General features: G+C 58.9%; 11 protein-coding genes. 9 read left to right on the top strand and 2 right to left on the bottom strand.

Annotated features, from left to right (window positions below):
- The first annotated feature begins 131 nt into the window (after window positions 1-131).
- The 7 genes from D3Z90_RS24475 (at window position 132) to D3Z90_RS24445 (ending at window position 8,104) form a co-directional block, all read left to right on the top strand.
- The gene (locus tag D3Z90_RS24475; protein ID WP_136478452.1) at window positions 132-968 is read left to right on the top strand and encodes a 23S rRNA (adenine(2030)-N(6))-methyltransferase RlmJ; all 837 of its coding nucleotides are present in this window, start codon (window positions 132-134) and stop codon (window positions 966-968) included.
- A gap of 128 nt (window positions 969-1,096) precedes the next feature.
- Window positions 1,097-2,854, top strand: a complete 1,758-nt coding sequence (locus tag D3Z90_RS24470) for a carbamoyltransferase (protein WP_136478451.1) — start codon at window positions 1,097-1,099, stop codon at window positions 2,852-2,854.
- The gene (locus D3Z90_RS24465; protein ID WP_136478450.1) at window positions 2,838-3,968 is read left to right on the top strand and encodes a glycosyltransferase; all 1,131 of its coding nucleotides are present in this window, start codon (window positions 2,838-2,840) and stop codon (window positions 3,966-3,968) included. The genes D3Z90_RS24470 and D3Z90_RS24465 overlap by 17 nt, the downstream gene beginning before the upstream one ends.
- The gene (locus D3Z90_RS24460) at window positions 3,968-4,864 is read left to right on the top strand and encodes an antimicrobial resistance protein Mig-14 (RefSeq protein ID WP_136478449.1); all 897 of its coding nucleotides are present in this window, start codon (window positions 3,968-3,970) and stop codon (window positions 4,862-4,864) included. Before D3Z90_RS24465 ends, D3Z90_RS24460 begins: the two co-directional genes overlap by 1 nt.
- Window positions 4,861-6,261, top strand: coding sequence for a PIG-L deacetylase family protein (locus D3Z90_RS24455; RefSeq protein WP_136479042.1), 1,401 nt, complete (start codon window positions 4,861-4,863; stop codon window positions 6,259-6,261). Before D3Z90_RS24460 ends, D3Z90_RS24455 begins: the two co-directional genes overlap by 4 nt.
- Before the next feature lie 48 nt (window positions 6,262-6,309).
- On the top strand, window positions 6,310-7,266 hold the full coding sequence (locus tag D3Z90_RS24450) for a glycosyltransferase (RefSeq protein ID WP_136478448.1): 957 nt from the start codon (window positions 6,310-6,312) through the stop codon (window positions 7,264-7,266).
- 64 nt (window positions 7,267-7,330) lie between these two features.
- A complete protein-coding gene (locus D3Z90_RS24445) occupies window positions 7,331-8,104 on the top strand; it encodes a glycosyltransferase family 2 protein (RefSeq protein ID WP_136478447.1) in 774 nt (257 codons plus the stop codon).
- 10 nt (window positions 8,105-8,114) lie between these two features.
- Here D3Z90_RS24445 and D3Z90_RS24440 read toward each other — a convergent pair whose 3' ends face one another.
- A complete protein-coding gene (locus tag D3Z90_RS24440; protein WP_136478446.1) occupies window positions 8,115-8,717 on the bottom strand; it encodes a toluene tolerance protein in 603 nt (200 codons plus the stop codon).
- Between the two features lie 221 nt (window positions 8,718-8,938).
- Here D3Z90_RS24440 and msbA point away from each other — a divergent pair, with 221 nt between their 5' ends.
- Both msbA and hldE read left to right on the top strand, forming a co-directional pair.
- Window positions 8,939-10,753 (top strand): lipid A export permease/ATP-binding protein MsbA, encoded by a 1,815-nt coding sequence (gene msbA, locus D3Z90_RS24435; protein ID WP_136478445.1) that lies wholly within the window; start codon window positions 8,939-8,941, stop codon window positions 10,751-10,753.
- A gap of 131 nt (window positions 10,754-10,884) precedes the next feature.
- Window positions 10,885-12,306 carry a bifunctional D-glycero-beta-D-manno-heptose-7-phosphate kinase/D-glycero-beta-D-manno-heptose 1-phosphate adenylyltransferase HldE gene (gene hldE, locus D3Z90_RS24430; protein ID WP_136478444.1) on the top strand — a complete coding sequence of 474 codons (1,422 nt, stop codon included), beginning with the start codon at window positions 10,885-10,887 and terminating at the stop codon, window positions 12,304-12,306.
- Window positions 12,307-12,354: 48 nt separating this feature from the next.
- Here hldE and D3Z90_RS24425 read toward each other — a convergent pair whose 3' ends face one another.
- The gene (locus D3Z90_RS24425) at window positions 12,355-13,317 is read right to left on the bottom strand and encodes a metal ABC transporter ATPase (protein ID WP_136478443.1); all 963 of its coding nucleotides are present in this window, start codon (window positions 13,315-13,317) and stop codon (window positions 12,355-12,357) included.
- Window positions 13,318-13,346: the final 29 nt, after the last annotated feature.

Below are 13,346 nucleotides of genomic sequence, written 5' to 3'. Positions count from 1 at the left end.
CGGTGCCTGACAACGGCCCGGCTACTTATCAGTAGTCGGGCCGTTGTCATTTCAGTCGATCGCATCACGGGCAAGCCCGCTCCCATAAGGCGGTTTTGCAAGGTAAACTGCACGGTCTTGCAGGAGTTGCCATGAACTATCGTCACGCCTTTCACGCCGGCAACCACGCCGACGTCTTCAAACACCTGGTATTAACCCGACTGATTGCGCTGATGACGCGCAAGGAACAGCCGTTCGCTTACCTGGATACTCATGCTGGCCTGGGGTTGTACGACCTGCAGGGCGACCAGGCGACGCGCACCGGGGAGTGGTTGGAGGGTGTTGGCCGGCTTTGGGGGCGGGATGACTTGCCGGAAGTTACCGCGGATTACCTGAAAATCCTGCGCAAGATGAACCCTGACGGTGAGCTGCGTTACTACCCGGGCTCGCCCGAGTTGGCCCGGCGCCTGGCGCGCCAGCAGGATCGCGTGTTGCTCAACGAGAAGCACCCTGAAGACGGGGCCATGCTCAAGGACAACATGAAGAAAGATCCGCGCGTTGCCGTGCACCTGGGTGAGGGCTGGCACGTTCCGCGTGCGCTGTTGCCGGTGCAGGAAAAGCGTGCGGTGATGCTGATTGATCCGCCGTTCGAGCAGGCTGACGAGCTCAAGCGCTGTACGGTTGCCATGAAAGAGGCAATCAGTCGTATGCGCCAGACGGTCGCAGCGATCTGGTACCCGATCAAGGATCAGCGCCAACTGGTGCGCTTCTATCAGGACCTGACCAGCACCGGCGCACCGAAGTTGCTGCGAGTGGAGCTGTATGTGCATCCCCAGGACAGCCCGCAGGGCCTGAACGGCTCGGGCTTGGCCATTGCCAACCCACCGTGGGGCCTGGAGGAAGAGTTGCGTGCCTTGCTGCCATGGTTGTCCCAGGTGCTGGCGCAGACCCAGGGAAGCTGGCGCATGGATTGGCTAATCGCCGAGTAGAAATGGCGGTCGGCTCAAATGCAGTGAGCCCAGCCGGCGCCCGCACTTTACGTTATAATCCCGCTCTTTCATTGCCGCTCGCCCCACCGGGCCTGGGCGCATATTTACAGTTTGAAGAGGCTAGACCCTTGGCATTGACGATTCTTGGCCTGTCCGGCGCCCTTAGCCATGATCCTTCCGCGGCCCTGTACATCGACGGCAAGCTGATTGCCGCCGCTGAAGAAGAGCGCTTCGTGCGCGACAAACATGCAAAGAACCGCATGCCCTACGAATCGGCGAAGTTCTGCCTGGAGCAGGCTGGCATCAAGCCGTCCGACGTAGACGTGGTGGCCATTCCGTTCGCCCCGATCAGCTTGTTCGGCAAGGCCCGCTGGCACTATGCCAAACGCTACTGGTACGCCCCGGATCGCGCCCTGGACGCGATTCTGATGGGCAACCGTCGCTACAAGCGCTATCGCAAAAAAATCGTCTGGTGCCTGGAACAGCTGGGTTTTGACCCGAAAAAGGTCAAGATCGAGCCGGTCGAGCATCACCTGGCTCACGCCTCCAGCGCTTATCACTGCTCGGGCTTCAAGGAAAAAACCGCGATCCTCGGCATTGACGGCAAGGGCGAGTACGCCACGACCTTCTTTGGCTATGGCGAAAACGGCAAGATCCACAAGATCAAGGAATTCTTCGATCCGGATTCGCTGGGTGGCCTGTACGGTGCAATCACCGAGTTCCTTGGCTTTGAAATGCTCGATGGCGAGTTCAAGGTCATGGGCATGGCGCCGTATGGCGATGCCAGCAAGTACGACTTTTCGCGCCTGGCTTCGTTCGAGAACGGCGAGTTGGTGATCAACACCGATTACGCCAACGTCATCGGCCTGCGCCGTTACAAAGAGAAGGGCAAAGGCTTCTACTTCTCACCGAAACTGATCGAGTGGCTGGGTCCCAAGCGCGAAGGCGACATCGCCGACGAGCCTTACATCCACTACGCAGCCAGCATGCAGGCGCTGTTCGAGAAGATCGCCCTGCAGATGATCGACCACTACCTGGGCGACATCCTCAAAGAAACCGGCAAGCTGGCTTTTGCTGGCGGTTGCGCGCTGAACGTCAAGCTCAACCAGAAAATCATCGCCCGTCCCGATCTCAAGGAACTGTTCGTCCAGCCGGCCTCCGGCGACGCTGGTACTGCGGTCGGTGCGGCAGCCTACGTTTCCCACGCCCGTGGCGTGCCGGTCGAGAAGATGGAGCACGTCTACCTCGGCCCTGAATACTCCAACGAAGACGTGATCGCGGCGTGTGCCCGTCACCCGAGCCAGCCGAAATGGCGCAAGCTCGACAACATGCCTGAGCAGATCGCCAAGATCATGGTCGACGGCAATCCGGTGGCCTGGTTCCAGGGGCGCATGGAATTTGGTCCGCGTGCTCTGGGCGGCCGCTCGATCATTGGTTGCCCAAGCGTTGCCGGCGTTGCCGACCGCATCAACCATCAAATCAAGTTCCGCGAGCGCTGGAGGCCTTTCTGCCCGTCGATGCTCGACACGGTTGCACCGCAAATGATCAAGATCGATCATCCGGCACCCTTCATGACCTTCACCTTCGAAGTTTCCGAAGAGTGGAAAACCCGCGTACCCGAGGTCGTTCACGAGGACGGCACTTCACGTGCCCAGGTGCTCAAGCGCGAATACAACCCGCGCTACTACGACATGATGAAGGCCTTGGAAAACCTCACCGGCAACGGTGTTTCGTTGAACACGTCGCTCAATCGTCGTGGTGAACCGATGATCTGTTCGCCGACCGACGCGCTGAACATGTTCTTCGGCTCGGATCTGCAATACCTGATCATGGAAGACATCCTGGTAGTCAAGGACGGCGCGAACAGTTATGACGTCCAAGGCTGACAAGCGCGTTCTGCAGTTCTGCCACGGCTATGACGGTCCGTTCTTGGACTGTGCGCGGCAGTACGCCAGCCTGTTCAGCGGTAGCGGCTATAAGGTCACCACGGTGTTTCTTACCGGCGCTGCCGACCCTCAGGTCGCTGCTGGCTGTGCCTCGGACGAAGTGATCTTCCTGGAATTCAGCTCCAAGGCCATCAGAGGCCTCAAGCTGGGGGCGATCCGTGCACTACGACGGATCGTGGCCACGCGTGACTTCAGTTTCTGCATCGCCCACCGCTTCAAGCCGATTTATATCACCCTGCTTGCCAGTCGCCTGCCGGTGATTGGTGTGCACCATGCGTTTGGCGACTATCAGCGTTCCAGTCGCCAGTTGTTTGCCAATCTGTTCCGTCGGCGCCTGAGTTTGCTGGGCGTTTCCGACGCGGTACGTGACGATATGCGCAAGTGTCTGCCGAAATGGCCGGTCGAGCGTATCCAGACCCTCTACAACCGTATCGACGTTGAAGCGCTGCAGGCCATCCAGGTATCCGCTGCGCAGGCCCGTGAGGTGCTGGGGCTGGAGTCGCAGGCATGGATTGTCGGCAATGTCGGTCGACTGCACCCGGACAAAGACCAGGCTACCTTGTTGCGCGGCTTCTCCCAGGCATTGCCAGGGCTGCCGGCGGGCGCGCGTCTGGCCATTCTCGGGAAGGGCCGTCTTGAGCAATCGCTCAAGGATCTGGCCGCCGAGCTGGGTATTGCGGCGCAGGTGGATTTTCTCGGTCAGGTACCTGATGCGCGTCGCTATTTTCGCGCCTTTGATGCCTTTGCCCTGAGCTCTGATCACGAACCATTCGGTATGGTTCTGCTTGAGGCGATGGTGGCCGGAGTGCCGCTTCTGGCGACAGCTTGCGGTGGTGCGGTGGAAGTGGTCGAGGGCGTCGGCATCCTCTTTCCGCTCGGCGACGCCGAGCATCTGGGGCAGGGTCTGCAGCATCTGGCTGCGCTGGACGAAGACCAGCGTCGGGAGTGTGCCGAGCGCATGCTCCAGCGCCTGCGTGAGCGTTTCTCCGACTCGGCAGTGCGCGAGGCCTTCTGGCAATTGCCCCACGTCCGTGCGCTAACAGCGGAGGCTTGATGCTCAATCATATTCAAGGCTGGCGCGAGCGAGGCTGGGCGCCAATCGATGCGGCGGCCTATGCGCAGGCATGGGAAAAATTTGGCGGCAGTGTCGCCACGCATCCGCTGGTGATCGAACAACTGGCTGATCTTGCGCAGATCCCGGTGCGCTATCTGGGCTGGTCGCACAATGGCGAGCTCAAGGCGGCGATTCCCACCTGGGGGCGCCATCTGGCGCTGTCCAAGGACGTGCTCAAGCGTCAGGGCAAAAAAGGCCTGTACGACTTGGGCAATGCCGAGCTGATCCTGCCGGCAGCCGCCGACGCTCAGGCGCCCCTGCGCCATGCCGGACGTTATCTGTCCGAGCTCAATCGGGGCCGTTTCGCCAACCTCAAGCCCCAGGCCGAAGCATTGGCAATGGCGCGTACGCCTGAGGACCTGTCGAAGAAATTCCGCTACAACCAGCGCCGCGAGTTGCGTTTGCTGGAAGAGGCGGGTGGCCAGGTGCGCCCGGTCAGCGACTTTACCAGCACTGAGCTGGCGGCAATCTATTGCGACCTGTTCCAGCGCCGCTGGGAGTTCCCGGCGACCGGTGCTGAGCGCATGCATGAAGTGATCGAACGCTTGCGCGAATTGCTGATTGGCTCGGTGCTGTTTCTTGACGAGGCGCCCATTGCCATCCAACTGGTTTACCGCGTGGAAGCACCCGAGTGGATCAGTGTCGAGTACATCAACGGTGGCGTTGACCCGCAAACCAAGGCCTTCAGCCCGGGAAGCGTGTTGAGTTTCCTCAACACCCAGGCAGCCTGGGAGGATGCACGGGCACGCAACAAGCCACTGCGCTTTTCCTTTGGTCGCGCTGATCGCGAGTACAAGGATCGCTGGTGCAACCCCGTGCCGGTATTTCAGGTGTGAGCCGCAAGCAACAGCTGCTCCGCCAGCACCGGCGCAACAAGCGGCTGGGGCTGCTGGTCGGCCTGGTGGTGTTGCTGGCCTTGGGTATTTTCGTGCATTGGTGGTTGCCGCTGTTGCTGCTGCCGTTGCTGTGGGCTGCACACGAGGCCTGGTTTGCCGACCACTTGTTCTACTCGCCCGGTGAAGACTATCAATATCAGTTTCCCCAGGCGTGTGCGCCGCAGCCGGTGACGTTGGTGGACGGCGTTGTGCAGGTGCAAACGCCCTTGCAACTGGACGGTGACGAAACCCTGGTCCTGGCATTGCGCTTGAAAAGCCGCTGGCTTGGCCGCTTCCTCGATCCTGCTGTGGTCGTAGATGACGTCGATTGCCAAACCTTTGAACGGGGTGTGGCCGGTCTTCGTTACCTGAATTTGACCGGTCTTGGCGAGCCACTGGCGGCAGGGCGCCTGCGTTTGCGTGGACGCCATTGTCGCTTGGCTGGTGAAGGGCAATTGTGGGTTGTCCCGGGCAATGATCTGCGCAAGAAGCGGGTGATGGTTATCGCCCCGCACGCCGATGATGCCGAACTCGCTGCTTTTGGCCTTTATAGCCAGGCCGAGGAAACCTGGGTGGTGACGCTGACTGCCGGTGAAATCGAGGCAGAGCATTATCAACAAATGGGCTTGGCTCAGGCCGAGGCTGCTCGCTTGAAGGGCCGTCTGCGTGCCTGGGACAGTATTGCTGTGCCACGCTGGGCGGGTGTGCCGGAATCGCAGTGCGTGCAACTGGGCTATTTCTGCTTGCAGCTCCCTGCCATGCAAGCAGCGCCGGATCAGGTAGTGCCTTCACGCGAGGCGGGGCTGGACGATATCCGGTTGTTCCGGCAGTTCAACAGCATGATGTTACCGGCAGATGAGAATGGCGCGCCTACCTGGAACAACTTATTGGCCGATTTGCGCGCCTTGCTGCTCAAGGCGCGTCCCCAGGTTCTGGTGATGCCACATCCGGTTCTTGACCCGCATCCCGATCATATCTGCGCCCAGGCCGCTGTGCTCGAAGCGTTGCAGGGGTTGGAGTGGCAGCCGGAAACCATTCTGGGCTATGCCAATCACCTGCACGACAACGACCGCTGGCCGATGGGTGACAGTGGCGCCGGTGTTGCGTTGCCGCCACAACTTGAGGGCGGCGAAGGATGGTCTCCGTACAGCCTGACGCTGGACCTGGCGACCCAGCGTGACAAGGCGATGGCGCTTGGCATGATGCATGACCTGCAACCGCCCGCCCCATTCAAGCGTCGTATTCGCCGCCTGCTGCAACGTTGGTTGGCTGGACGTCGCGCATCACCGTATGGAGAAAACGAGTTTTTCCGCAAAGCGGTGCGTCGACATGAATTGTTCTGGCGTCGTGATCTCTAATACCGGCGCATGACTGTTAGCGGTCGAGCAAAGGCCGCAAGGAAAACAATGAAAGTTCTATTTCTGGTGCAGAAAGAACAGCGGGCAATTCTGGATCGTCTGTACGACGGTGTCGCAGCCCATTGCGAATGCGATCTGCGCTGGCTGAGCAGTGACGATCAGCGCAACTTGCGCAGCTATTTCCGTCGCGAAGTCGACGTCGAAAAGTATGATCGGATCGTGTTCTTCTTGCGCTTCAAGCAAGAGATCCGTCAGGTCGGCTTCATTCAAACGGTGCCGAATCTGGTCATCCTCGAGCACGATGCTTATCAGAACTACATCCCGTGCAAATACACCGGCAAATTCAGTGCGCATTATCGCCAGATGCCGTGGGTGCGAGTGATCAGCTCTGGTTACATGGTCAGTGAACGCCTTCGCCAGGAAGGCTTCGACGCCGAGTTCGTCCCCAAAGGCTACGATCAGCAACTGCTCGCCGATCAGGGCCGCGAACGCGACATCGAACTGGCATTTGTCGGCAGCACCAATAGCGTTGCCTACAGTGGGCGCAAAGCATTGCTCGACGAGCTTGCCCAGGTCGAGAACCTGTTGGTTACCCGGACCAAGTCCGGTGAAGAGTACTGCGACACGCTGAACCGTATTCGCTTCTTCGTCAGTGCCGATGTCGGCATGGGCGAGTACATGATCAAGAACTTCGAGGCAATGGCCTGTGGTTGTGTTTTGCTGGCGTTTGACCAAGGTGAAGCAGAGAATCGCGCCTTGGGTCTGCAAGATATGCACAACGTTGTGCTGTATGACAGCATTGCAACATTGCAGGAAAAGCTGAAAGTATTGCGCGCTGACCCCGCGCTGGTTGAACGTATTGGCATAAACGGTCGTGATCTTGCCGTTTCGCAGTTCAGTTTCGCCCAAGTGGGCCGTAGTATCGTTGAAAAAATGCAGCCACCTCTGCGTTCCCGTCCAGCCTTGACCGGTTGGCAGCGCTTGCGTTTGAGACTGGGCATCTAAGCCGTCTGTCCCGTACGCGGGATGTGGTCTTGAGCAATCGAATACAGAAGATGGAGACAATCCGGTGCGATTCAGTGACAACAGTGATGTAACCCTGGTGGTTACCAGTTGCGGGCGCTTCGATCTGCTCAAGCTTACGCTTGAGAGTTTCGATCGCTTCAATACTGCACCGATCCGCGAAGTGTTCATCACCGAAGACTCGGGAGATGACGCGGTCCATCAGGCTATTCCCGAGCACTGGAAACCGCACTGCAAAGTGTTCGTCAATCGTCCCAAGTTGGGGCAATTGGCGTCGATCGACCTTGCTTATGAACAGGTGAAAACCCACTACATCTTCCACTGTGAAGATGATTGGGAGTTTTATCGCCCAGGGTTTGTCGAGGACTCTCGCAACATTCTCGAAGTCAGCCCGCACTTGCTGCAGGTCTGGCTGCGCAGCTATGCGCACGACTTGAAAATACACAGCCCTTATCTGCATCTGGGGGAGCGTCAGTTCATTGCCGGTGTTGCCTGTTATCCCATGCTATCGGATAAGCCGGAGTGGCAAAGCTTCTCGTTGAACCCAGGTTTGCGCCGGTTGAGCGATTATCAGCGTTGCGCCCCGTTTACTGCCTACTCTGGCGAGAAGGCAATATCGAAACGCTACGCGGAGCTGAATCTCACTGCGGTCAGCCTGGAGGCCGATGCGGTGCTGCACACTGGATTTGGCGCGCATATCGGTTTGCCCGAGGAGCGTCGGCGTAAAAAACAGCGCCGCAAACGTGATCGGATCAAGCTTTTCCTGACCTTGGTAGTCGGGGTGATTCTGGGCGTGGGCGTCGGCTTTTTCGCACATTGACCCCTGGGTCTCAGCCCAGTAAGGCGCGTTCCAGTTCTGCCAGTGGGAACTGATCTTCAAGGCGTTCGCGGGCAATGTAGCGGGCGAAGTGTTGTACGTTGCGCTTGACCATGCGGCTGGAAAGCGGCGCTCGCATGAAGCGCATGTCGGCGACATCGATCAGGCCCAGCTCCTGCTCTGGCGTCACGACAATATTGCCCAGGTGCAACGAGCGGAAGTAGATCCCCGACTGGTGCAGTTTACGCACCAGGCCGACCAGCTCCGGAAGGCGCTCCTGCCAACTGAATCCGGCTTTGCGAGACAACTGGCTAAGGGTTTCACCAGGCAGCGGGTGGTACAGCACTGCCGTCATTCCGGGTGCGTCCAGTTTGTAATACTTCAAAACCTTCAGCGTAGGGATACCCTTTTTCTCCAACTGCACTGCGTTGTCGATGAAGCGTTGGGAGTAGGGCCGCAGCAAGGCAGATGAAATCAAGCGCTTGCGCCTGAAAAGCTTAAGAATGTTGCCGTCGTTAAGCAGGTACACTTTGGCGCCGTAGCTATCAGCCTCGAGCACCTGGGCGCCAAGGATGAGTTTGTCGAGGTCGACCTGGTGTAGACGGGAACATTGCATGGAGAATGGCCTTGCCAACGGGCTAGCAAAAGGACCGGCAATAATGCCGAAATTTTTCCGGATGTACCATGCCGGTGTTATGGAAACGACGAGGATGCGGGTGATGCAAGCAAGGCTCAGGCCTTGGTTGTCGCCTGTTTCCCTCTGATATGGCCAGGATGCATGCCCGTTGACCGGGCTGTGATAAAATTTCCGGTTCAATCTGAACAGCGAGCTCGATGATGGCCGAAACACCGCTAAACGCGGAGCAGCAGAGCAGCTCCAGCCTGAAAATCTACTTCCGGCTTCTGAGCTATGTGAAACCGTACATCGGCATTTTTGCGCTGAGTATCCTCGGTTTCGTCATCTTTGCCTCGACCCAGCCCATGCTGGCTGGGATTCTCAAGTACTTCGTCGACGGCCTGAGCAATCCTCAGGCGGTATTGTTTCCCAATGTTCCTTACCTACGCGACCTGCAGTTACTGCAGGCGGTGCCGCTGCTGATCGTATTGATCGCGGCCTGGCAGGGGCTGGGTTCGTTCCTGGGTAACTACTTTCTGGCCAAGGTCTCGTTGGGGCTGGTGCATGACCTGCGGGTCGAGTTGTTCAACAAGTTGCTGGTGCTGCCCAACCGTTACTTCGACAACCATAACTCTGGCCACCTGATCTCGCGCATCACCTTCAACGTGACCATGGTCACGGGTGCTGCCACTGACGCTATCAAGGTCGTGATTCGCGAAGGCCTGACCGTGGTCTTCCTGTTCATTTACCTGCTGTGGATGAACTGGAAGCTTACCCTGGTGATGTTGGCAATCCTGCCAATCATTGCCGTGATGGTCGGCAGTGCGAGCAAGAAATTCCGCAAGCAGAGCAAGAGGATCCAGGTGGCGATGGGTGACGTGACGCATGTCGCGTCCGAAACCATCCAGGGTTATCGTGTGGTACGCAGTTTCGGTGGTGAAAACTACGAGCAGCAGCGGTTTGCCAACGCCAGTCAGAGCAATACCGACAAACAATTGCGCATGACCAAGACCGGGGCGGTTTATACCCCGATGCTGCAGTTGGTGATTTATACCGCGATGGCGGCACTGATGTTCCTGGTGCTGTTCCTGCGTGGCGATGCCACGGCGGGTGATCTGGTTGCGTACATTACTGCCGCGGGTCTGTTGCCCAAGCCGATTCGACAGCTGTCGGAAGTCAGCTCGACTATCCAGAAGGGTCTGGCCGGCGCCGAAAGTATCTTCGAACAGTTGGACGAAAGCCCGGAAATCGATAACGGAACGGTAGAGCTGGAGCGCGTAGAGGGGCGCCTTGAAGTGCGTAACTTGAGCTTCACTTATCCAGGTACGGAACGTCAGGTACTGACCGACATTTCCTTTACTGCAGAACCGGGGCAGATGATTGCACTGGTCGGCCGTTCGGGGAGTGGCAAGTCCACTCTGGCAGGGTTGATTCCACGCTTCTACCACCATGACCAGGGGCAGATCTTTCTGGATGGCGTTGAAATCGAGGATTACCGCCTGCGTAACCTGCGTCGCCATGTTTCGCAGGTGACCCAGCATGTGACCCTGTTCAACGACACCGTGGCCAATAACATTGCTTATGGCGACCTGGCCGGTGCACCGCGTGCCGATATCGAGGCTGCCGCCGCGGATGCCTATGCCAAGGAATTCGTCGACCAGTTGCCGCAGGGCTTCGATACCCAGGTCGGTGAGAACGGTGTGCTGCTTTCCGGTGGTCAGCGCCAGCGCCTGGCAATTGCCCGTGCCTTGCTCAAGAATGCGCCGCTGCTGATTCTCGACGAGGCCACTTCAGCGCTCGATACAGAGTCGGAGCGGCATATTCAGGCTGCGCTCGATCATGTAATGAAAGGCCGGACTACACTGGTCATCGCACACCGCCTATCGACCATTGAAAAGGCCGACATGATTCTGGTCATGGACCAGGGCAAGCTGGTCGAGCGTGGGACTCATTCCGAGCTGCTGGCCGCCAATGGCTACTATGCCCGGCTGCATGCGATGGGTCTGGACGAGCCGGTCAAGGCTGATATTACCTGAGCCTGTTGCCGGAACCCGCCCCGGGTTCCGGCAGACTTCCTGCAATAGCTTGTCAGAAAGGCGGTAATCAAGCCTTTGCCTTGCCTGTGCTAATATCCTGCCCCTGTTAATTTTGTATATATGGGTTGCCCATGAAGTTGTCCATGCCGCGTTTCGATCAAGCCCCGGTACTGGTAGTGGGCGATGTTATGCTCGACCGCTACTGGCATGGCGGTACCTCTAGGATTTCGCCTGAAGCGCCGGTACCGGTGGTCAAGGTCGAACAGATCGAGGACCGTCCTGGTGGTGCGGCCAACGTTGCGTTGAACATCGCCGCCCTGGGTGCTCCAGCAGCACTGGTCGGGGTTACCGGTCAGGACGAGGCTGCCGACAGCCTCGCCAATAGCCTGCAAGCTGCAGGTGTACGCTCGATTTTCCAGCGCATCGCGCACCAGCCGACCATCGTCAAACTGCGGGTCATGAGTCGGCATCAGCAACTGCTGCGCATCGATTTCGAAGAGCCTTTCGCCACCGACCCGCTGTCGCTGGGCGCCGAAGTCGATAGCCTGCTCGATGGCGTGAAGGTGTTGGTGCTGTCGGACTACGGTAAAGGCGCGCTGAAAAACCATCAAAGCTTGATCGAGGCAGCCCGGGCCCGAGGGATTCCGGTGTTGGCCGATCCCAAGGGCAAGGATTTCTCGATCTATCGCGGTGCGAGCCTGATCACCCCGAACCTCAGCGAATTCGAAACCATCGTCGGTCGTTGCGCCGATGAAGCGGAACTGGTGGCCAAGGGTGGCCAACTGATGCGCGAGCTCGACCTGGGTGCCCTGTTGGTGACCCGTGGCGAGCACGGCATGACGCTGTTGCGTCCCGAGCATCCAGCCTTGCACCTGCCAGCCCGTGCCCGTGAAGTCTTCGACGTCACCGGTGCCGGGGATACCGTGATCTCGACCCTGGCTGCTGCTATTGCTGCCGGTGAAGAACTGCCCCATGCCGTGGGTTTGGCCAACCTGGCCGCCGGTATCGTGGTTGGCAAACTCGGTACGGCTGCAATCAGTGCACCTGAGCTGCGTCGCGCCATTCAGCGTGAAGAAGGTTCCGAGCGTGGTGTGTTGAGTCTCGACCAGCTTCTGTTGGCCATAGACGATGCCCGCGCGCACAAAGAGAAGATCGTCTTCACCAATGGTTGCTTCGATATCCTTCACGCCGGTCATGTGACTTACCTGGAGCAGGCGCGGGCCCAGGGTGATCGACTGATCGTTGCGGTCAACGACGATGCTTCGGTAAGCCGTCTGAAGGGCCCTGGGCGTCCAATCAACAGTGTTGATCGGCGCATGGCCGTACTGGCTGGCCTGGGTGCTGTGGACTGGGTCATCAGCTTCCCTGAAGGTACCCCGGAAAACCTGCTCAGCCAGGTCAAGCCAGATGTGCTGGTCAAGGGTGGCGACTACGGGATCGACCAGGTGGTGGGTGCCGATATCGTCAATGCCTATGGCGGTACCGTGAAGGTGCTGGGCTTGGTTGAGAACAGTTCGACCACGGCCATCGTCGAGAAAATTCGTAAGAACTAGGCCGCAGCGCTTCTCTCACAAAAAAGTAACGGATTCTGACCAGAACCGTTACTTGCCAAGCCCCCCGCGCGCCAGTTGCAACAATTCCCTCGCCTTGCCCGTCAGCCGTTGCAATCCGCTGTCGGGCTTTGGCACCGTCAGGCCTTGCTGGCTGACCCAATCCTTCCAGCGAATTCGCTCATCCCTGACCAGCCAACCTTCCTGCCGGGCAAAACTCTCGGCGAGGTACATGCCGCGCGTGCTGGCGGGCAGCAAGCGGTCTTTTTTCAAGGTGTACAGTTCAGCGCGTGGGCGTCCGTCCTCCAGCGGCATCAGGTACAAGTCTGGACGTGAACGGTTGAGACGGGCGACTAGCTGATCGCCCTCAAGGCGTTCATCGACATGAAACAGGCTCAGGGATTTGGCTTCGCGCGGCACCTGCAAGCGCAAGTCGTAGATCAACTGTAACGACGCGGTGGGCAAGTGTACGTATGCGCGCGGCCGCTCCAGCAGTTGCAGGTTGGCGCAATGCACAGGCCTTGCCGCGCCGGAGTGCGGCGTCAGGATGAATGGCAGCGCCTCGCGATAATGCAGGGCGTCAGCATAGGGCGCTGGCAGCCAGGTCTCGTTGAAACGGCCACCCAGCCAGCCTTCCGGGGTTTCCAGCAAGCATTCTTCAGCAACCTCCTGGATGGCGGTGTGCAGCGGCAGGTTCAACTCCTGGGCCGGCACATAGCCAGAAATCAGCTTGAGTACGACATCACCCCGATCCTGGCGGCGCTGGCGTACCAGTACCCAGTAGTCGCGGTTCTGCCAGTGCAGGGTCAGGCGCACGGAAACCCCCAGGTTGGCTAACTCGACAGCAAAACGCTGGTTGTCGGCCAGGTGGATCTGTTTGCGCCGTTGCTGGGTCTGGGCGAAGTTCAGCGGCATGCCGATGCTTTGGTAGCTCAGCCCCTCTGGACTGGCTTCGACGTGCAGCGGCAGGGTTTTGAAGTTGCTCGGATTCTTGCGGATCAATGTTCGCGGCATGTCGGCTCCTTCTTGCGTTGGGGTCGGCC

Origin of the sequence: Pseudomonas sp. DG56-2 (assembly GCF_004803755.1) — a bacterium.
In the GTDB taxonomy this organism is placed as follows: Bacteria; Pseudomonadota; Gammaproteobacteria; order Pseudomonadales; family Pseudomonadaceae; genus Aquipseudomonas; species Aquipseudomonas auratipiscis.
The sequence above is the reverse complement of the archived record's forward strand: the minus strand, read 5'-3'. Positions and strand labels throughout refer to the sequence as shown.